This window comes from Rhodoferax sp. (assembly GCF_028688795.1).
GTDB lineage: Bacteria > Pseudomonadota > Gammaproteobacteria > Burkholderiales > Burkholderiaceae_C > Rhodoferax.
This window is the reverse complement of the sequence record NZ_JAQTXM010000016.1, coordinates 13,866-34,927: the sequence shown is the minus strand read 5'-3', so window position 1 is coordinate 34,927 and position 21,062 is coordinate 13,866. Positions and strand designations below refer to the sequence as shown.

At 60.4% G+C, this 21,062-nt stretch carries 13 protein-coding genes, 1 pseudogene and 2 riboswitches; of the genes and pseudogenes, 7 read left to right on the top strand and 7 right to left on the bottom strand.

The features are described from left to right. Positions 1 to 17 precede the first annotated feature (17 nt). Both PHQ58_RS13095 and PHQ58_RS13090 read right to left on the bottom strand, forming a co-directional pair. Positions 18 to 1,805: an HD domain-containing phosphohydrolase gene (locus tag PHQ58_RS13095; RefSeq protein ID WP_300111629.1), complete on the bottom strand. Its 1,788-nt coding sequence runs from the start codon at positions 1,803 to 1,805 to the stop codon at positions 18 to 20. Beyond that, complete coding sequence (locus PHQ58_RS13090) at positions 1,786 to 2,196, bottom strand: diguanylate cyclase (RefSeq protein ID WP_300111628.1); 411 nt, start codon at positions 2,194 to 2,196, stop codon at positions 1,786 to 1,788. The genes PHQ58_RS13095 and PHQ58_RS13090 overlap by 20 nt, the downstream gene beginning before the upstream one ends. Between PHQ58_RS13090 and PHQ58_RS13085 the strand changes: the two genes are divergently transcribed. Then, positions 2,195 to 2,335 carry a hypothetical protein gene (locus PHQ58_RS13085; RefSeq protein WP_300111627.1) on the top strand — a complete coding sequence of 47 codons (141 nt, stop codon included), beginning with the start codon at positions 2,195 to 2,197 and terminating at the stop codon, positions 2,333 to 2,335. The two genes, PHQ58_RS13090 and PHQ58_RS13085, sit on opposite strands and share 2 nt — an antisense overlap. Here PHQ58_RS13085 and PHQ58_RS23640 read toward each other — a convergent pair. Continuing rightward, positions 2,336 to 2,380: pseudogene (locus tag PHQ58_RS23640) on the bottom strand (hypothetical protein); the annotation flags it as partial. Here PHQ58_RS23640 and PHQ58_RS13080 point away from each other — a divergent pair. The 6 genes from PHQ58_RS13080 (at position 2,360) to PHQ58_RS13055 (ending at position 10,563) form a co-directional block, all read left to right on the top strand. Then, complete coding sequence (locus tag PHQ58_RS13080) at positions 2,360 to 2,524, top strand: hypothetical protein (RefSeq protein WP_300111625.1); 165 nt, start codon at positions 2,360 to 2,362, stop codon at positions 2,522 to 2,524. The pseudogene PHQ58_RS23640 and the gene PHQ58_RS13080 sit on opposite strands and share 21 nt — an antisense overlap. 27 nt (positions 2,525 to 2,551) lie before the next feature. After that, positions 2,552 to 2,947 carry a hypothetical protein gene (locus tag PHQ58_RS13075; RefSeq protein ID WP_300111623.1) on the top strand — a complete coding sequence of 132 codons (396 nt, stop codon included), beginning with the start codon at positions 2,552 to 2,554 and terminating at the stop codon, positions 2,945 to 2,947. Between the two features lie 156 nt (positions 2,948 to 3,103). After that, positions 3,104 to 3,206, top strand: a riboswitch (glycine riboswitch). A 21-nt stretch (positions 3,207 to 3,227) separates the two neighbouring features. Then, positions 3,228 to 3,360: riboswitch (glycine riboswitch) on the top strand. Positions 3,361 to 3,424: 64 nt separating this feature from the next. Further along, positions 3,425 to 4,570, top strand: coding sequence for a glycine cleavage system aminomethyltransferase GcvT (gene gcvT / locus PHQ58_RS13070; protein ID WP_300111622.1), 1,146 nt, complete (start codon positions 3,425 to 3,427; stop codon positions 4,568 to 4,570). A gap of 40 nt (positions 4,571 to 4,610) precedes the next feature. Beyond that, positions 4,611 to 4,985 carry a glycine cleavage system protein GcvH gene (gene gcvH, locus PHQ58_RS13065; protein ID WP_300111620.1) on the top strand — a complete coding sequence of 125 codons (375 nt, stop codon included), beginning with the start codon at positions 4,611 to 4,613 and terminating at the stop codon, positions 4,983 to 4,985. Between the two features lie 15 nt (positions 4,986 to 5,000). Then, a complete protein-coding gene (gcvP, locus tag PHQ58_RS13060; RefSeq protein WP_300111618.1) occupies positions 5,001 to 7,889 on the top strand; it encodes an aminomethyl-transferring glycine dehydrogenase in 2,889 nt (962 codons plus the stop codon). Between the two features lie 4 nt (positions 7,890 to 7,893). Continuing rightward, the gene (locus PHQ58_RS13055; protein WP_300111616.1) at positions 7,894 to 10,563 is read left to right on the top strand and encodes a bifunctional diguanylate cyclase/phosphodiesterase; all 2,670 of its coding nucleotides are present in this window, start codon (positions 7,894 to 7,896) and stop codon (positions 10,561 to 10,563) included. A 69-nt stretch (positions 10,564 to 10,632) separates the two neighbouring features. Here PHQ58_RS13055 and PHQ58_RS13050 read toward each other — a convergent pair whose 3' ends face one another. From PHQ58_RS13050 to recC, 4 genes are all read right to left on the bottom strand, one after another. Beyond that, positions 10,633 to 11,688, bottom strand: coding sequence for a DUF3616 domain-containing protein (locus PHQ58_RS13050; RefSeq protein WP_300111614.1), 1,056 nt, complete (start codon positions 11,686 to 11,688; stop codon positions 10,633 to 10,635). Between the two features lie 105 nt (positions 11,689 to 11,793). Next, positions 11,794 to 13,803, bottom strand: coding sequence for an exodeoxyribonuclease V subunit alpha (recD, locus tag PHQ58_RS13045; protein WP_300111613.1), 2,010 nt, complete (start codon positions 13,801 to 13,803; stop codon positions 11,794 to 11,796). Next, on the bottom strand, positions 13,800 to 17,381 hold the full coding sequence (gene recB, locus PHQ58_RS13040; protein WP_300111611.1) for an exodeoxyribonuclease V subunit beta: 3,582 nt from the start codon (positions 17,379 to 17,381) through the stop codon (positions 13,800 to 13,802). The genes recD and recB overlap by 4 nt, the downstream gene beginning before the upstream one ends. After that, the gene (recC, locus tag PHQ58_RS13035; protein WP_300111608.1) at positions 17,378 to 21,022 is read right to left on the bottom strand and encodes an exodeoxyribonuclease V subunit gamma; all 3,645 of its coding nucleotides are present in this window, start codon (positions 21,020 to 21,022) and stop codon (positions 17,378 to 17,380) included. The genes recB and recC overlap by 4 nt, the downstream gene beginning before the upstream one ends. Between the last annotated feature and the right edge of the window lie 40 nt (positions 21,023 to 21,062).

Genomic DNA, 21,062 nt, shown 5'->3' with positions numbered 1-21,062 from the left:
AACCTCCAGTGATTCGATTAAAAAGGGTGGCTATTGCGCAGGCACCTGATGGTGTCCCAGTGGGTCACGAGCAAATCAACCAGCGTGGGGTCAAACTGCAAACCGCGTTGTGCACCAAAGTAATCGAGCACCCGCGGTTCTGCCCAAGCCGGCTTGTAGACGCGCTGCGCGAACAGCGCATCCAGCGTATCGGCAATCGCCACGATCCGAGCGGCAATGCTGATTTGCTCACCAACCAAGCCATTGGGGTACCCGGTGCCGTCCCATCGTTCGTGGTGTTGCAACGCAATGGTGGCGGCAAGCCTGATCAAAGGGCGGTTGACCTTACCCAAAATAGATTGACCAATAAGGGTGTGGTGCTTCATTTCTTCGTACTCATGCGCCTCATACTTACCCGGCTTGTTCAGGATCGCATCGCGGATACCCACCTTGCCAACATCATGCATGGGGGCTGCCGTTTCGATCATGTCCGCCATGTCTGGATCCAGTCCTGCTTTCAATGCAAGGAAGCGGGAGACGATGGCAACGCGCTTGACATGTTGCCCGGTCTCTTCGCTGCGACTCTCAATCACATCGCCCATCATGTAGAGCAACTCCCGCTGCGTCTCCACAATGTCTTGACTTAGCCGCAAAAACTCGGTGATGTCGTGGCAGATCAAAATGATGGATTCAATCTCACCAGACAGACTGTGCACCGCCACACAGCCAACACTGAATTGCATTTCCCGGCCATCGCGCCCTCGAAAACGCACAATGCGATTGGTATTGCCAACCGAGTCTGCATGCGCGATGTCATCAAGACAGTCACCCCTGGAGATGTTGGTGGCTATCTGGCAGAGTGATTTGCCTTTGAGCTCCAGGGCAGAATACCCAAGCAAACGTTCAAACTGCCTGTTTATGCTGATGATGGCCATGCGGGCATCTGTCACACAAACGCAGGCCCCCAGCTCCAATGCGTGCTTGTATTCCGCCAGAAAGTGGCGCTGCTCAAGCAGTGAAAAGTTGCTGCTGTCAAGTGCGGCGGCAAGTTTCGCGTGGTCCTCGTAGATGCCCGTGATGTCCACATCCAGGCAAATGATCTCGACAACTTCAGCGTTCTCATTGAGGATCGGCACCAAGCTGCTTTCGACCACATACGGCTTGCCCTGGCAGCTCCGGTTGCGAACGATACCCGTCCATTTCCGGCCGGCCCGTGCCACATCCCACCCCTCACCGCGCAATTGATTGTGGCGCAGCACCGCAAGGTCCCGGCCGATCAGGTCGCTCGATGTGAAGCCGCTGATGTCACACAGCTTGTCATTGACGTAGGTGATCAAACCGGTGTTATCAAGTTTGCAGATGATGGCACTTTGGTCTACCAGGTGCTTGTATTGCTCAAGCAGGATGCGGTTGCGCTCACGCTCCTTCAAGGTCAGCTGCACCTGGGCTGTATGGGCCAGTTTGGCGAGCATCCGTTTGACGTTGACCGGCTTCGGTATGTACTGGTCAATGCCCAACTCGATCGCCCGAAACAAATACTCCGCGTCATTGAAGGCACTGATCAAAATGATGGGTTGATCCAGCGCCAGCCGTCTGATTTCAGCACTCAAGGCCAGCCCGCTCATGCGAGGCATCTGGATGTCGGTGATGACGAGGTCCGGGCGTTTGTCCTTGAACAAGTCAAGCCCGGCTTGACCGTCAGCCGCCAAATGAAGTGTGCCAACCCAGGGCTCGAGCATCATCGCCAGTTCTTCACGAGTTTCAGCGTCATCCTCAACATAAAGCAGGCTCAGCTGCTTCAGCGCCTCAAAGCCTTGGGTGTCCATGGTGGGTCATTCCTGGTGATTGGTTAGTTGAATTTTTCAGGCAAAGCAAAATCGATTCTTGCAGGATGCGATCACCTGTGCCATGCCCGAGCTGATCGTTCACCTGCTTGCAACCATCGAGGTCAATGAACAATATTGAGGGCAAAGTAATGCTGCCTTGCCCTTCGAGCGCGGTCACCTCATCCATGCGAGCCAGAAGCAAATTGCGGTTGGCGAGCCCGGTCAGCGCATCGGTATCGGCGAGCCAGCGCAGTCGGTGCTCGCGCAAAATGAGATGGGTAATGTCGGACAGGCAGAAGACTTTCAGGGCGCGCAGTTCTGATTCGTCGCCCTGGATCTGCTGGGCCTGCAGCCAAAACGCCTGTGTCTGCCCGGCAGACTGGGCGCACATGCACTTCGCCTTGCCAGGCACCGTCGGCTGCAAGCTTTTGCAGCACCCAAGCGGTGGCAATGTTCAGGCGCAGTGCGGCGAAAACCTCACCGAGGGAGCGATTCCGCAACGCCTGGTTGTCGAGATTCGCCAGCAGTGAAGTTGCATCATTGGTGTAAACCACTTGGCGACGGGCATCGGTGATGATGACCGGGTAGGGCAAATGGTCGAGCAGCCGTTGCGTGTGGTGACCAACATTGCGCTCAATTTGCAGGTGGTTGGGTACGTGCCAGTAGATTTCATCCGCATCAGGTGCGATGGGCAAGATGCTCAGCGCCCCAAGCTGTAAATAGTCGCTGTGCTTGTCGCCCTCAGCATGACCGTCATCCATGCAAAGAATGAAAGGGACAGGGAGCACGAACGCGTGTTTGAGCGTCAGGCACAGCGCCATTGCATCGATACCTGGCAGCCTTGCATCGACCAACGCCAGCGCATACCGCCGGACAGACGCAGCTTGCAGGACCTGAACGCTGCCTTGAACACAGACAACGGTCATGCCGTCTGCCTCTGGACGGCGCCGAAGGGCATTCAACTGTTCTGGTTCAAGAACCGCCGCAATCAGCACCCAGGGTGCAAGTCCGCCGACTGCGTGAATCGCAGGCTCAAACGCATCCAAAACGCCACCGTGCACCTGGTCAATCACCGTTTGCAGCGAGCGACCCCGCCCTCCTCCAAGGGCCACTATTGTTTCTTTGAAAAGCATAGTATTTAACGGTCAATAAACCATCATCACCCTTGCAGATTTTTGCTATTCGTTTTGTCAAGCCCATGCTAGTGGAAGCCGTAGACTTCAGCTGTAGGGAGATATCAACTATCTGCGTAGTCAAATAGCAACAATTTGGGTGATTGCTTTCCGCCTGTAGAATTCCCACCGTTCAGGAGAGAGCCAGCCCGTTGAGGCAGCCGCCGAAGGCGCAGAGTTGCTGATTGCAGCAGTTTGAACGCTCAGGCAAAAGGACTGACAACCGTCATGAAGTCGCACGATTTTTTGACGATTCCTCACTGGAGAGAGGTCACTGCTGGCGCCATGCGTCAAGTGCTGATCCACCGAAGGAGCAACCCAAGGCCGGCGCACATGCTGCTGGCTTGGCGAATCTCTCAGGTAAAGTGGACAGAGGGGGCAACACCTGGCTTTGACACCGGTCAGGCCATGGAATTTGATTTGCCCCCCAACTCTATTGGAGTCCCGATGTCCACGCCTGACAACCTTCTTACCGTTCCCCTGAACGACCTGCACATTGCCATGGGCGCCCGCATGGTGCCCTTTGCGGGTTACAGCATGCCGGTGCAATACCCAATGGGCCTGATGGCCGAGCACAAACACACACGCGCAGTCGCTGGTTTGTTTGACGTGTCGCACATGGGCCAATTGCGCCTGGTTGGGCCCGATGCCGCGGCAGCTTTGGAAAGTCTGATTCCGGTCGATGTGATTGACCTGGCTGTTGGCAAACAGCGCTACGGCCTGCTGCTCAACGATGAGGGCGGCATCATTGACGATCTGATGTTCTTCAAACAAAGCGCAAATGAGTTGTTTGTCATTGTCAACGGCGCTTGCAAGGCCGGCGACATGGCGCACATTCAGGCCAAAATTGGCGCGCGTTGCCAGGTCATTCCAATGCCCGAATACGCCCTGCTGGCGCTGCAAGGCCCACAAGCCGTGACCGCGTTGTCGCGCTTGGCGCCCGGCGTGGAAAAGCTGGTGTTCATGACCGGGGGCAACTTTTCCGTCAGCACCGGCACAGAAAAGATCGATGTGTTTCTGACCCGCAGTGGCTACACCGGCGAGGATGGGTTTGAGATCTCTGTTCACCAGTCGCAAGCCCTGACCTTGGCCACTGCCCTGCTGGCGCAACCCGAGGTGAAACCGATTGGCCTGGGGGCACGCAATTCGTTGCGCCTTGAAGCCGGCCTGCCACTTTATGGCAACGACATTGATGCCAGCACCACACCGGTTGAGGCGGGTTTGCAGTGGGCCATACAAAAAGTGCGCCGAACCGGTGGTGCCCGTGCAGGCAGCTTTCCTGGCGCTACAAAAATTCTAGCACAACTCGCAGGCGATACAGGGGCTACAGGCCGAAAACGTGTAGGACTTAAAGCGCTTGAGCGAATTCCTGTGCGCGAGCACACCGAGCTGCAGGATTTGAATGGCCTGCCCATTGGCGAGGTCACCAGCGGCTTGCTTGGCCCCACCATTGACCAGCCCATTGCCATGGGTTATGTGCCCCCCGCATTTGCCACGTTGGGCTCACACGTTAACGCCATCGTGCGTGGCAAGCCAGTCAAAATGGAAGTGGTGGCCATGCCGTTTGTGCCCACCAACTATTTCCGTGGTTAAGCCCTTTTTATTACTTCTCTCCCTTATTAAAGAACCCATCATGACGATCAAATACACCCCCGACCACGAATGGCTCAACGTTGACGGCGACATCGCCACCGTTGGTATTACCCACCACGCACAAGATGCCCTGGGAGACGTGGTGTTTGTTGATCTGCCAGAAATCGGCAAAAGCTACGCCGCCAAAGACGCTGCAGCCGTGGTCGAATCGGTCAAGGCCGCCGCCGACGTTTACATGCCCGCCAATGGCGAGGTATTGGAGGTAAACGAAGCGCTGCGCGCCGACCCATCGCTGGCCAACACCGACCCGCTGGGCGCAGGCTGGTTCTTCAAGATCAAGCTGAGCAACCCGGCCGAGCTCGATGCCTTCATGGACGAGACCAGCTACACCAGTTTCGCTGCTGACGCCCACTGAACAGGCTTGCACACCATGTCCGTAACCGCAATTTCGCCTTTTGGTGAACTGGAAAATTCGTCTGAATTTATTGCCCGCCACATTGGCATTGACGCAGCCGACGAGGCCATCATGCTGCGCACCCTGGGTGCCACAACACGGCGCGAGCTGATCGACGCCATCGTGCCGCAATCCATTGCCCGCAGCCAGCCGATGGACATCCCCGCACCCGTGACCGAAGCCGCTGCCTTGGCCGAGCTCAAAGCCATGGCCGCCAAAAACAAGGTGTTCAAAAGCTACATTGGCCAAGGCTATTACGGCACCCACACGCCCGGCGTGATTCTGCGCAACATCCTGGAAAACCCCGCCTGGTACACCGCCTACACGCCCTACCAAGCCGAGATCAGCCAGGGTCGCATGGAAGCACTGATCAATTTCCAGACCATGGTGATGGACCTGACCGGCATGCCCATGGCCAACGCCTCGATGCTGGACGAGGCCACCGCTGCCGCCGAGGCCATGACGATGGCGCTGCGTGCCAGCAAGTCCAAGTCGAACACATTTTTTGTCGACTCTGAGGTGCTGCCACAGACCCTGGCTGTGATCCAGACCCGGGCCGAGCCTCTAGGTATTGAGGTCAAGGTGTGCAACGGTGACGAAGCCTTGGCTCAAGACAGCTTTGCCGTGCTGCTGCAGTACCCAGGCGTGAGCGGTGTGGTGCGTGACGACCGCGAATGGATCAAGGCCTACAAAGCCCGGGGCGGCCTAGTCATCATGGCCGCCGACCTGCTGGCACTGACCCTGCTTGTCGCCCCCGGCGAGCTCGGCGCGGACATTGCCATTGGCACCACGCAACGCTTTGGCATGCCTATGGGCAATGGCGGCCCGCACGCGGGCTACATGGCCTGCCGCGATGAACACAAACGCACCATGCCCGGCCGACTGGTGGGGGTCAGCAAGGATGCGCATGGCAACCCGGCTTACCGACTGGCGCTGCAAACGCGCGAGCAACACATTCGCCGCGAAAAGGCCACCAGCAACATCTGCACGGCGCAGGTGTTGCCGGCTGTAATTGCCAGCATGTACGCTGTGTACCACGGCCCGGCCGGTCTTAAGCGCATTGCCCAGCGCGTGGCCACCTTCACCGCGTTGCTGGCAACTGGCTTGAAGACTTTGGGCTATGACGTTGCCAACGCCAGCGCCTTTGACACACTCACCATCGACACGTCAGGCGCTACTGATTCAATAGCTTTTTGCGCAATAAATACGAGGGCTAACCTTCGATTTGTTTCAAAAAATGCTTTGGGCGTCTCACTGGATGAAACCACGACCCGCTTTGACATCGAACAGCTCTGGGGCTTTTTTTCCAAACCCGGCCAAGTCGTGCCCAAGCTTGCAGACTTTGAACAAACGGCGTCTACTCTTCTGCCCCCTGCCCTGCTACGCACCAGCAGCTACCTGACGCACCCGGTGTTCAACACGCACCACTCCGAGACTGGCATGCTGCGCTACATCCGCCGTTTGTCTGACTTTGATTTGGCGCTCGACCGCAGCATGATCCCGCTGGGCAGTTGCACCATGAAGCTCAATGCCACCAGCGAGATGATTCCCATCACCTGGCCCGAGTTTGCCGACATTCACCCGTTCTGCCCAGCAAACCAGCGCGCAGGCTACGCCGAACTGGACGAACAATTGCGCGCCTGGTTGTGCCAGGCCACCGGCTACGCCGGCATCAGCCTGCAGCCTAACGCCGGCAGCCAGGGCGAATACGCCGGCATGATGGCCATCCGCGGTTTTCATGCGGCGCGTGGCGAAAGCCACCGCAACATCTGCCTGATCCCCAGCAGCGCGCACGGCACCAACCCGGCCAGCGCCGCCATGGCGGGCATGAAAGTGGTGGTGACCGCCTGCGACGCCCAGGGCAATGTGGACATGGCCGATCTGGCTGCCAAATGCGCCCAACACAGCGCCAACCTGGCCGCCATGATGATCACCTACCCGAGCACACACGGCGTGTTCGAGACCAACGTGAAGGAGTTGTCCGCCCTGATTCACAGCCACGGTGGCCGCGTCTATGTGGACGGCGCCAACATGAACGCCTTGGTGGGCCTGGCCGCGCCGGGCGAATTTGGCGGTGATGTGAGCCACCTGAACCTGCACAAAACCTTCTGCATTCCACACGGCGGCGGCGGCCCCGGTGTCGGGCCGGTGTGTGTGGTGGCTGACCTGGTGCCGTATTTGCCCGGCGCTGGTGTCGGTGCCGTGTCAGCCGCGCCACTTGGCAACGCAGCCGTGTTGCCGATCAGCTGGATGTATTGCCGCATGATGGGTGCGCAGGGCCTGAAAGCCGCCACCGAGGTGGCCATTCTGAGTGCCAACTACATCAGCGTACGACTCTCAAGCCACTACCCCACGCTCTACACCAGTGTTCCGGAGGGAGGCAAACCCGGCCGTGTGGCGCACGAGTGCATTCTGGATTTGCGCCCCCTGAAGGAAAGCAGTGGTGGCGTCAACGGCGTCTCGGCTGAAGACGTGAGCAAACGCCTGATGGACTACGGCTTTCATGCCCCCACGCTGAGTTTTCCGGTGCCCGGCACGCTGATGGTGGAGCCCACCGAAAGCGAAACGCTGGCCGAGCTGGACCGCTTCATCGATGCCATGATCGCCATCCGCGGCGAGATTGCCAAGGTGGAAAAAGGCATTTGGCCGAAAGACAATAACCCCTTGCACAACGCGCCACACACGGCTGCGGCGCTCTTGGGCGAGGTCTGGGACAAGCCCTACAGCCGCGAATTGGCAGCGTTTCCGGTGCCGGGGCTTAAAACATCCAAATACTGGGTGCCGGTTGGCCGCATTGACAATGTTTACGGCGACCGCAATTTGTTCTGCGCGTGTGTGCCCGTGAGCGCCTACCAAGAGGCATGACCCCGTGAACGAGGAAGCCACGCCAGACAAAGCCGTTGACAGCGAGGCCTCTGGCGCGGTTTCTTCGGACACTGCGCGCCCCTTTCTCCGGTACACGATATTTGCGCTGTTGACCGGGTCACTGCTTTTCCTGGTGGTTCTCTTTTTAACCGTGCCCGACCAGACCAAACGCATGATCGGGCCAGCAGCAGTGGCAGTGATAGCGGCAGCAGGCTGGTTTTTTTTGGTGCGCGGCAAGACACGCACAGTCATTTACATCCTGACTTATGGCAGCTGGCTGGCCATTACCGGTATTGCAACCCTGAATGGCGGTGTGCGCACCCCGGCCGTCATCATTTACCCGTTCGTCATCATGATGGTGGGCTGGCTGATTGGGCCGCGCGCCGGACTGCGCATTGCAGCCCTGACGATCCTGGTCACAGGCCTCTTTGTCTGGGCCGAGTCCGTGGGAATTTTGCCAACCCAGCCCGCCACACCGCCCGGCCTGCACGGGGCCGTACAAACCGTCACCTTCATCATCTCAGCCGTGATGGTCGCGTCTCTGGTTCGCTCGTACACCGACAAGCTTGCCCAATTGCGCAACGTAAGCGCCACATTGACGCAACAAACACTTGAGCTTGAATCAAGCAGAGCCGACCTGCAGCGTGCTCAAGCGGTTGCATCAGTAGGCAGCTGGGTCTATGACATCAGCACCGACACCATGCACCTGTCACCCGAGACTTGCCGTATTTTCGGCCTGCCTAAGGGCACCATCGGAAGCCGAAAAAGTTACCTGACAAGGGTCCATGCGACAGACCGGGCCGCGTTGGACCAGTCCTGGCAATTGACCCTGCAAGCAGGCAGCTTTGATCACGAACACCGCATCGTGGTGGGCAAACAAGTTCGCTGGGTACGCCAAAAAGCTGACGTTGAATTTGCACCAGACCACACGGCGCTCAGAGCGGTCGGCATCACACAGGACATCACCGAACGGAAAAATGCCGAAGAAGCCCTGCGCATTGCGGCCACGGCGTTTGAGTCACACCAGTGCATGTTCATCACCGACGCCCGGCGGGTCATCCTGCGCGTCAACAAAGCCTTCACCCAAACCACGGGCTACAGCGCAGATGAAGCCATTGGGCAGAGCCCGCATCTCTTGTCGTCGGGTCGCCATGATCGGGTCTTTTTTGCCGACATGGATCACAGCCTGGCGAGCCTGGGCACCTGGCAAGGAGAAATCCAGAACCGGCGCAAGAATGGGGCGGTTTTCCCCGAACGACTCAGCATCAGCGCCGTCAAGGACGGTGCGGGCCTGGTCACCCATTACGTAGCCATCTTCACCGACATCACCGACCACAAAACAGCGCAAGCCCAAATAGAAAACCTGGCCTTCTACGACCCGCTGACCAGCCTGCCCAACCGCCGACTGCTGATGGACCGGCTCGACCAGGCCTTGAATGCCAGCACCCGCCACGCCCGCAAAAGTGCCCTGCTGTTTGTCGACCTGGACAATTTCAAGACCCTCAACGACACCCTGGGGCACCACCAGGGTGATCTTCTGCTGGCGCAGGTCGCACAGCGCCTGAAAACCTGCATTCGCGAGGGCGACACTGTGGCCCGCTTGGGCAGCGACGAATTTGTGGTGATGCTTGAAGACTTGAGCGAGAACGCGCTGGATGCCGCCAACCAGTCGGAGGCCGTAGGCGACAAAATACTGGCTGAGCTGGGGTTTGACTACCCACTTGCCAATGGGGCGCATCACAGCACGCCCAGCATAGGGGTAACCCTGTTTGGGGCTGAGCTCCAGGAAACCAGCGAAGGGCCATTGCGGCGTGCCGAATTGGCCATGTTCAAGGCCAAGGCCGCCGGGCGCAACACCCTGCGCTTTTTTGATGCCCAAATGCAAGCTGAGGTATCCATCCATGCTGCGCTGGAGGCCGACCTGCGCGATGCGGTGCTCAATCAACAATTCTTGCTGTACTACCAACCACAGGTGGTGGGTGATGGTCGACTCACCGGTGTAGAGGCGCTGCTGCGTTGGCAGCACCCACGACGCGGCATGGTGTCGCCAGCAGAATTTATCCCATTGGCCGAGGCCACAGGCCTGATTCTGCCAATCGGCCAGTGGGTGCTGGAAACAGCCTGCACCCAACTCGCAGCGTGGGCGAATCAGCCAAACCGGGCGCACCTGACGATTGCGGTCAATGTCAGCGCCCGCCAGTTCCATCAAGCCGACTTTGTTGAACAGGTGCTGGCCACACTGACGCGCACCCATGCGAAGCCCAAGCGGCTCAAACTGGAACTCACCGAGAGCATGCTGGTAGACGATGTCGAAGGCATCATTGCAAAAATGGGCGCACTCAAAGGCAGAGGGGTCGGCTTCTCACTGGATGACTTCGGCACCGGCTACTCATCGCTGGCCTACCTCAAGCAGCTGCCGCTGGACCAGCTCAAGATTGACCAGGGTTTTGTGCGAAATATCGTCACTGATGCCAACGACGCGGCCATCGCCAAAATGGTGGTGGCGCTGGCCGAGAGCATGGGGCTGTCCGTCATTGCCGAAGGGGTAGAGATACAGGCCCAGGTCGACTTTCTGGCGCATTTGGGCTGCCATGCCTATCAAGGCTATTTGTTCAGTCGACCGCTGCCCATTGCCGCCCTGGAGGCATTTGCTGATGGCATTCCGAACACCTGATTTCCAAAAACTGCACGGATGCCAGCGCGACTTGGCTTGGCTCAAACAACCCATTCACCCGTGGGTGCCTCATGGCTTGGGTACGGTGAACGTCAGCGCACCACCATCACACATGCCGTCAGACAACACCAGCAACTTGTAGGACTTGGGGCTTTCTTCTAGCACGGTCAGCGCCTCAGGTTTCAGAGCCCCATCGCATGAACGCATCTTGACCTGCCTGAGTTCCAGTGCGGCCAATAGCCTGGGTTGCGCCACGGTCGTCACCGGCTTGCCATCCCACCAAAAAACCGCCCAGCCTGTTGCAAGGCTGGCGGCATCGTCATCGGGGCCAGCCAGCAGCAAAAATCCGCCCGATACCGCCACCATGTCGCGAATGCCACGGTGTGCGCCCAGTTCCAATCGGGTCAAGTTGGTGTGGGGGTCACTGCCATTGAACAAGGCGTCTGCATCCACCGCCAGCACCAGGGCTTCGCCCTTCACCACCGGCCCGCGAAAGCCAAAATACAGCCGCCCGTTCTGCACGGCCAGCCCTTCGATGTTGATGCCCTGCTGACCAGCCAATTTGGGCGCTTTGGGTGGTGGCTCAGACCCCAGGCATTTGCGCTCACCTACATAGGCTTGCAGCGCGCTCTGTGCCTGCATCAACGGCCAAAGCCGCCCGGTGTCGGCCTGCCCGCCCTGCACCACCCGACCCGTGGCCGGGTCCAGCAACAGGCGAATGACGTGGCGGCTGCTCGGGTTGCTGCTGCAATCGGAGCGCTTGGCAGAGTGGGAGCCCGTGACGTAAACGTAACGCCCATCGGTCGCCGCACCCTCGGCATCGAGCTCACCGTGAATGCCAGCAAACTGAACGATTTCAGCATCTACTGCGAGCCGACCGTCTTGCGGATAGGCATAACGTGCCTGTGAGCCCTCATCAAATGCCAGCAGACAGATGCGCTTGCCCTGTGCGTCAAGGTTGCAGGCCACGCCACTCACCGACTGGCGAATCTTCAGTGTCTTCTTTTTACCCTGGTTAAACACAAACCCGGCACCGCTGTCCCAGCGGCTACTGCTTGGTTTGACGCTTTGAACTGAGGGTACCGTAACCTGTGCACGTGCTGAAAAAGTGCTCAGGGTCAACATCGCGCACAAAGCTACGAACACACTTCTGAATGGGGCAAGTTGGCAAATCATCGCGCACTGTAACCAATTCAGGCCAGCGGCTGTGCGTCCAAGTGACTTGGCACATCAGCCCATGGACAAGCCGCCGCTGCGCAAAATGCGTGACGCCGCGGCCTGGCGCAGCACCCCGACCTGAGGCACCACCAGGGTCAAACACTTTTTGGCCCGGGTGATGCCGGTGTAGAGCAGTTCACGCGTCAGCACTGGCGCGATGCGATCGGGCAACAGTAGCGCGACATGGTCAAACTCTGAGCCTTGGGATTTATGCACTGTCATGGCAAACACGGTCTCCACCGCGTCCAGCCGCGACGGCAAAACCCAGCGCAATGCGGTGCCCTGGGCAAAGGCCACGCGTAATCCTTGGGCCGTGGGCAGGCACAGACCCACATCACCGTTCATCAAATTCAGGTGGTAATCGTTGCGCGTGACCATGACCGGGCGGCCGGCATACCAGCCTTCCGGCACAAAGCCTAAAGCGCGGGCAATGGCACGGTTCAGCGCCGTCACACCCCAAGGGCCCTCACGCAAAGCACACAACACTTGAAATTTGCCAAAAGCAGCCAAGAGCGCCAGTGCCTGGGCATCGCTGAATTGGCCTGGTTGGGCGGACTTTATGGGGTCGACTTGCGACGACCTGGCCGATTGAAGTCGGCCCAACAGGGGCTCAGCCGACAGCGCACTGCCAATGGACACCAAATCTGCCAGCCAATCGTGCCAACCGACACGCACCAGCCTGGCCAGTGGGGCATCAAAGCCGTGTGAAGGCTCCAGTCGGGTGACGCTGGCGGCTTGAGCCGGTGACCAGCGTGGTGTGGCCGACCACAACTCAGCCACTTGCTGACGCTCGCCCGCATTCACCGCGCTGGCCCACTGGCCAATCACACTGTCGGCAGCAAAACGGCGACTCAGGCGCAGCATGACGGTGTGCTGCGCCAGGCTTGAGCCACGGCCAGCCACGCCGCTGACCCCTTCACGCAACTCGGCACCCACGCCAAGCCAGTGACCGCCTGGGCCATTGCCTGACCAGGCGCTGATGTCTTCGCCGCTATGGGTCTGTACCCATTGCACGGTATCTAAGGTGTAGCCGCCCCGCTCTGCCCCATCGCACAGTTGCCCCATCACCGCACCGGCTTCAACCGAAGCCAGTTGGTCTTTGTCGCCCAACAAGATCAGACTGGCGCTTATGGGCACGGCGGCCAACAGGCGCGCCATCGTTTCCAGGTCAATCATCGAGGCCTCGTCCACCACCACCAAATCCAGCGCCAGGGCGGGCGGTGGACTTGCCCGAAGGCTTGATCGCACCTGCAACAGCTTGTGCAGGGTTTGCGCCTGCGTGGGAATGTTTGCCTGCATGTGGGCGGGCAACTGTTGAATGGCCACGGAGATGGACTCACCCAGACGCGCCGCCGCCTTGCCGGTGGGCGCAGCCAGCGCAATCCGCAAGGGCTTGCCGATTCGAGTCGCCTGCGACTGCAGCAGACCCAGCAAGCGCACCACAGTGGTGGTTTTGCCGGTACCGGGGCCGCCAGTGATCAGGGTGAAGCGGCCGTGTGCGGCCACCGCGCAGACCACCTTTTGCCAGTCAGGGGAAGCTGTACCGCCTGATGGGGCTGCAAATAAACTGTCCAGCGCGGCTTTCAAGGTGTCTGGCACCGCGCAAGGCTGCGCCAGACGCGCCAAGATGGACCTGCGAATGGCTTGTTCAGCGGCCCAATTGCGGCGCAAGTACAGGCGCGTGCCGTCCAACACCAGCGGGCTGCCTGGGCCTTGAACCCAAGGTAATCCAGACGCAGCAGCAGCCAGACCGGCCGGCAACAAGTCTTGCAGCCGGGTGTCCCAACCAAGTGCTACTACGCCAAATTCGGTCAGTAACTGCAGATCCAGGCAGGCGTGGCCACGGCCGTATTGGTGGCTGACCAATGCCGCCAGTAGACTGTGACGAGGGTCGTCAGTTGACTGTGATTCGCTCAAGAATTGGGCAAATGCACTATCCAATGCGGTCAACGGCAGGGTCTCAGCCAAAACTGCCTGCGTCTCAGGCGACGTGAGCGACAGTGGACGTTGCACCTGACTCATGACGGCTCTCCAGCCAGGGCGGCATCCAGTGCCTCAATCAGTCCGCGCGACGGGTTCAAGGCCAGCATGCCGATGCCAGGCTGATCGACCCCACGCACAAACCAATACAGTGCGCCACCCATGTGCTGGTCAAAGTCATAGTCTGGCAGGCGGCTTTTCAGCAGGCGGTCCAAGGCCAGCACATAAAGCACGGCTTGCACGTCGTAGCGGTGGTCCAGCATGGCGGCTTTCAGGGTGGCCGGCGCGTAATTGGGCAGGCGGTTTGACTTGTAATCCAGCACGTAGTAGCGGCCATGTGCCTGGAATACAAGGTCCATGAAGCCAGTCAGCAGGCCTTCAAGCAGGCGCGCTTGCAGGGCGGTTCGGGGCAAATCCGGCCACACGGCTTGGCTGATCTTTTGGTCCAGCCAGACACTTTGCAGGCGCTTCACCGGCAGGGTAAAACCCATTTCTGGCCAGTAATCCGGCGTCTTTAATTCCCCTAAAGTCATCTCTCTCAAATTAATAGCTGCTCGCGCATGTTTTATAAGGGCTAGAGGCCAATTAGCCTTAATAATTTGAGAAACCCACGCCGCTAACAAGCCGCCCTGCGCACCGTCGAGCCCAGCACGCTGGCAGGCCCGCGCCAGTTGCGTGGCCCAGGCGCAGCTCCCGTCATCAGGTGCCACATGAGCTGCCAGCCAGCCGTGCTCTGCCTGCCACTGCAGCAGGTCATGCAAAAGTGTGCCGTAGCTGGCACCGGCGGGAAAAGCATTGAAGGTGAGGTCGGGCACAAACAGCTCAGTGGCGGTGGCGTCGTCGGGCGACAGGACATCAATTTCGGTGCTGTCCAGCTGGGCGTCGGTCACCAAATCGTCACGCTCGCTGCCCAACGACGTGGCTTGGGCGCTGGCCGCATCCAAGTCACGTGTCAGGGCGCTGAAACTGGCACTCCACCAGTTGCGCCGCAGCACCCGTTTGGCCACGCGCGCGCCCTGAGGCTCAACAGTGGTCGACACCGGCTCGAACATCACATCAGCGGCTTGCGGTGCGGTTTGCACCAAGATGTCCGGGCCAGCCCATGTGGCCAGCCGCTGCGCCTGGTCATCCGGCGCGCTGCGGCCCAGCAACACCGACAGCGCGCTTTTGGGCACGGGTTTCTTGCCATCCACATCACCGCTGACCTGCGCCACGCCCAGCCACAGGGCGCATTGGGCGCGGGTCACGGCCACGTAAAACAAGCGAATGTCTTCCGCCAGGCGCTCTGCATCGTCGCGGCCACTGCTCTTTTTCTCGGCACGGTAGTTGGACATGAAGGGCAGAAACACCAGCGGGTATTCCAGCCCCTTGGATTTGTGCAGGGTGACCACTTGCACCAGATGCGCATCACTTTCCAGGCGCAGCGGCGCGGTCTCGGCACTGGCACTGGGGCGGCGCAACTGGGCCTCCAGATGCCGCAGCAGTGCGCCTTCGCCTTGCAGTGAGGTGCTGGCGGCTTGCAGTAGTTCACCCAGATGCAACACGTTGGTCAGGGCGCGTTCGCCCGGCGCGCCTTGTTGCAGCAGCCGCTGCGCCAGGGCCTGATCGTGCAGCAAACGGTGCAGCATGGGCAACACACCCTGGTTGCGCCAGATTTGCTGCCACTGTAAAAATTGCTCCACCTGTGCGTCCCAGGCGGCTTCAATGCTCATCATGGCATCGAGTTCGGGCCAGCTCAAACCCCACAAATGGGTGAGCAAGGCCGCGCGCAGCAAACGCGTGTCACCGGGTTTGGCCACGGCCCGCAGCACGCGCCACAGGTCTTGCGCCTGGGCAGACGCAAACACGCTGTCGCGCTCTGACAAATACACGCTGCGCACGCCGCGCGCCGCCAGCGCGTCGCGGATTTTGGCGGCCTCAAAACGGTCACGCACCAGCACCGCCATGTCGCCCGGCTGGGCAGCGCTTGATTGCAGCAGGCTCACCATCTGCGTGGCAAAAACAGCAGACATGTCCGCCATGAAGTCGCCCTTGCTCGGGGTTTTGTCATACGGCAGGTGCCACACCGTCATGGCCACTTGAGACTGGCCCGCCACCTGCAGCGGCTTGATGCCGGGGTTGCAGGCCACCACGGGCGCAAACGGCACATCGCCAAACGGCGCGTTGGCGCTTTTAAACACATGGTTCACGGCGCCAACCAAACCCTGAATGGCGCGAAAGTTACCCGCCAAGGTGTAGATGCCCTGGGCTTGGTTGCGGGCCTGCAAGTAGGTCGCCAGATCGGCCCCACGAAAGCTGTAGATGGCCTGTTTTGGGTCACCAATCATGATCAAGCCCCCATCAATTAAGCGTGAGCCACTATAAATTTTGATAAGGCTACCAAACTGCCAAGGGTCGGTGTCTTGGAACTCGTCCACCAGCGCCACCGGGTATTGCGTGCCAATAGCCTGCGCCAGACGGCCGTCCGGGGCTTGTAGCGCACGGTACAGGTTTTGCAGCAGGTCAGAAAAGTCAAATTGCGCAGCTTGCTGTTTGGCGCGCTGGTAGGCCGCACTCACCGCCACAGCGGCGTGGCTCAAAAGCATTTCGGCGATGTCGGGCGCTTGCGCCAGGCAGTCGTAAAGGGTTTGCAGCGCATCGAACGCGGGAAAGTTTGCCGCTTGCGTCCAGCCTTTGCTGACCACGTAACTGCACGTGAAGCGCTCCAGCACGTCCAGCGCAATCTCGTCGCCCTGCGCCCAGGCGGCCATTTTTTCCAGCCAACCCGGTAAATGGTTGGACGCATAACCCTTGAGGATTTTGCCCGCCACAACCTCGCGCAATTGCGCCACCACCTCATCGGTCCAGGCAGCACGCGCCGGGGCTTCAAGGGCCTGGCGTTGCTGCAGCCAGCGCGACCACTCTGCCAGCGCCACATCGGGTGCGGTCAAGGTGGGCGCGTCGGCGGCCGGGGCGCGCTCGGCCACGCGCCAGCGGTCTTTGAGCTTGCCTAGCAAGGTTTGTGGCGTGTCGGCCACACCATCGAGCGCGGCCAGGTTGTCGGCATCGAGCCGGTAAAACCAGGTGCGCCAATAGTCTTGCACCGCCGTGAGCTTGAGCTGCTCGCTGTCTTCCACGCGGGTCTGGGTGAACAGGCTGGCGCTGTCAAACGCATGGGTCTTGAGCATGCGGCTGCTCCAGCCGTGAATGGTGAAGATGGCGGCCTCGTCCATCCACTGCGCGGCCAGATCCAGCCGGGCGGCGCATGCCAGCCAAGCGGCTGGATCAAGCTCAGCGCGCAGAGTGCGCAAGAAATCATCAGCCTGCGTGTCGTCACCTTTTTGAAAATACTTGGCCGCCTGTGCCAGCCGGGCCCGAATACGCGCCCGCAATTCGGCCGTTGCGGCATCGGTGAAGGTCATCACCAGAATTTGCGGCGGGTAAAGCCCAGCGCCAGGCTGATTGGATGCAGGTGTGTGACCCAGCACCAAGCGAACATAAAGGGCGGCCAGCGTCCAGGTTTTGCCGGTGCCGGCTGAAGCCTCAATGAGCTGCAGGCCAGAGAGCGGCAGCGTCAGGGGGTTGAGGGGCTGGCTAGGTGACTGGACAGATGGCATCAGCACGGGTTGCAGCTCGCTCAAGGTAACACCTCCGCCGTCGATTGCGTCACATCCACACGCGCAGCCAATTCGCCATAGAGCACTTGCGCCCAATGCGGCAAGCCCTCACGCACATCGTCATAACTGGCAAAGGCGCGTTGCAAGTAGGCGGATTGCGCCCACTCGCCCGGAAATCGCGCGCCGGGCTGGGTGTCAAACACCAGCCGTGCCGCCTCATGCGGGTCTTTGGGCGGCTTGTCTGGCGGCAGCTGCGCATTGGCGGCTTGTGTTTGCAGGTAGGCAAACGCGGTCTTGCAAGCCACAGGCAGCGGCTGGCCCCAGGCTTGGGTATAGGCCTGCACCAGCTTTGACAGTGCCGTGTGAGCGGCATCCGCAGACATCGGTGGCAACACCACCTGGCCGTCCACTCCGACCACAACACTGGTCAAGTGCAGCCCGCTGGCACATCCGGCCAAATGCCGCACCCACAAAGCCACCAGCACATGGCCGCGCGCTTGTTGCGCACCTGGTTTGCCTTGCAGCACGGCACCGGGGCGGGCGGCCAGTTGCAGACAGGCACTTGCCGGCGGGTTCACCGGATTGTTTGCAGGCATCTGACCATACTGATCACGTTGGCTGCCCGAGCTGGCCGTCTGAGTCCCTGCTTGGGCGAAAAGGCCATCCAGCGCACCGCTCAAACTGGTGCCGTGGTCAAAACTCAAATCCACTGGCTGCGCCGCCAGCGCCAACGGGTACCGGGCCAGCCACGGGTCGCGCCGCGCACGCACCTGGGTGGCCACGTCCAGCAAAACCTCAGATGTGTGCTGGCCAAAGGCGGCCAGCGGCAACTGGCCCGCGCCTTGCAAACGCGCCAGGCTTTGACTGCTGGCAAAGCTTTGCAACAAATCTGCGCCAGCCTGGTGTTGCTGCAACGCGTTCAGAGCGAAGGGCTCATCAGGCTCGGCCAGGTCGCTTAACTGGTCCAGCGTGGTTTGCAGACGGTTCCTGAAAAACACCTCCACCGGAGCCCGCAACAAGCGTTGCAGGTCGTCCAGCGTGAGGCTTGTTGGGCAGACGATATCGGGGTTTGATACTACATTTTCAATAGCTACTTGCGCTTTATTTATATGGGCTACAGCCCAATCTTTATCAAAAGTACAGAAACCCGATGCAGCCTCAAAATAGACCTTTGAGAACGGCTGCAGTGGCTGAACCTGCGCGCTGTGGGACGGAGTCCACAGGGCGTTGATGTGGTCCAGCAGCTGCGCCACCAGCACCGACGGCGGGCGCTTGCTGTTGTCGGTGGCGCTGTGGCCCTGCCAGCTCACATAGAGCTTTTGGCGCGCAGACAAAATGGCTTCCAGAAACAGATAACGGTCATCTTCTCGGCGCGAGCGGTCACCAGCGCGCCAGCTGCTGGCCATCAAATCAAAATCACGCGCGGCTTGCGCGCGCGGGTAAGCGCCATCGTTCATACCCAACAGGCCAATCACGGCAAATGGAATGGAGCGCATCGGCATCAGGGTGCCAAACTGCACACCCCCGCCAAAAAAGCGCTGCTGCAGGCCGCCCACCTCGATTTGCGAGAGCCAATGCTCGCGCACTACCTCCAGCGGGAATGGGGTGTCAAGGCCCGCGGCGTCACAGGCGTCAAGCCAACTTTGCAGCGGCTCCAGTACGCGGGCCAGGGCGCGTTCTTCCGAGTCATCCGCCGGGGCAAAAAAGCGCTGCAGCAGCTGGTTCAGGGTGACACCCCACTCGGCCGGGGTGTGGTCTTGCGAGAGCGCGGCCAAAGTGTCGGTGATGCTTTGCAGCCAGTCCAGCAACGAGCCCATCAGCGCAGCACTCAGGCCGCTCAGGGCGGGTTGCGCCAGCGTGTCGTGCCAAAGGCCGCCCGCGCCAGGCGCCTCCCCCGCATCTGCGACATCACCATCGTCATTTCCACCCCCATCGCCACGACCAGTGGCCGAGCCCAAATCCGCGCCCACCGCATAGCCCAACAACAAACGGCGCAGGCCAAAGGCCCAGGTGTTTTGTGCCAGGCCTTGGGTGCCTGTAGGCAAACCCCACACTTGCCGGTGGGCCGCGTCCAGTCCCCAGCGCACGCCTGCGGTGGCCAGCCAGTCTTGCAGCAGCTGCACATCGGCCTCAGACACTTTGAAGCGTTTGCGCACGGCCGCCACCTCAAACAGACTGGCCCACTCAAACAGCGTCAGGCGCGCCTGCGGCAGGCTCAACAGCTGCTCAAGGGCCTGCACCAGTGGCGTGCTGCGCGTGGTGGTGTCGGCCACCGCATACGGAATAAACCCTGGCTGGCCTGGCGCAAAACGGCCAAACACGGCTTGAATATGGGGCGCAAAGGCTTCCATGTCGGGCACCATCACCATCACATCGCGTGGTTTCAGGGTTGCGTCGTCTTCAAACCAGGCCAGCAGGCGGTCGTGCAGCACCTCAAGCTCACGCTGGGCGCTGTGGGCGCTGACAAATTCCAATGAACCATCATCAGACAATGGCTGCGGCGCGTCGGGCTCGGGGTTCAGGTTGAGCATGGCCGACTGCAGCAGCGCCAGTTGGCTGGCGGGGCGCTCTGGCGCAGCCGTGGTGGGGTCCACAAACACATCCACCCGCGTCCAGTGCTGGCGGTACTGCTCGGGCGCATCGAATCCATCAAGCAAATGCAGGTAGTCGCGACCCTGTTTGCCCCACGAAGCCAGCAGCGGGTGCGTGGCAGCCCGTGACGCATCCAGGGCCAGTGGCGCAGATGCCGGCTCGGCCGATGCCTTGGGGCTTTGGCGGCGGCGCACCTGGGCGCGCAGCGCAGCATGGCCTTCGACGATGTCACCCCAAAAATATTGACAAGGGTTTTGAACCAGCATCAGCACCTGGCTCACTTGGCCTAACGCAGCCAGCGCCTGCACCAGTTGCATCGGGAGTGACGACACGCCAAACACCACCAACCGCGCCGGCAAACCTGGCGGGCGCTGTCCCGTGGCGTCCACCTGGCGCTTGACTGCGGTCATGGCAACCAAAAAGCGTTCATGCACGGCGGCGCGGGAACTGTCCTCAAAATCTGCACCCACGTCAGCCCGAATGTCACGCCACAGTTGGGCTTGCCAGGCGTGTTCGGGCGGCAGAGCAGCCACATCCGCAGCACCCTGGCCCGCCCCCTTGGCGTCACGCAACACATCTCGGCCAGCGGCCCAATCCGCCAGCCAGTCGGCGCGGTAGCTTTGGTAGCCGTCCAGCACGTCCGCCAGTTGCAGTGCCAATTGGTACAGCTTGCGCGGCTGCAGCGGCTCGCCCAGATAACGTTTGAGCGGCGCGTAGACCGCATGGCGCTCACATAAGTCGGGCAACAAACGCACCAGCCGCCAGACCAGGCTATTTTTGTCGAACGGCATGGCGGCGGGCACGGCCTCAGGGCCCAGCACCGCGCGGTACACCTGCCACAGGTAAGCGCCGGGCAGCGCCATGCGGGTGGCAGCGCAAACGCCCAAGGCATCGTCACTGGCCAGCGCCATTTCCAGCCAGTGTTTCATGCCGTTGCTTTGCAGCAAGATCACTTCGGGCTCAAGCACCGCCAGCGGCTGGGCTTGAAGCACCTGCAACAACAGGTCGCGTAGGTCTTCCAGACGGTTGCCGTGCAGCACCATGAAGCCTGCAGGAAGATCAGAGGTCGTCATGACCGTCCCAACAGCCAGCCTGCCAGGAGGCAGACCTTCA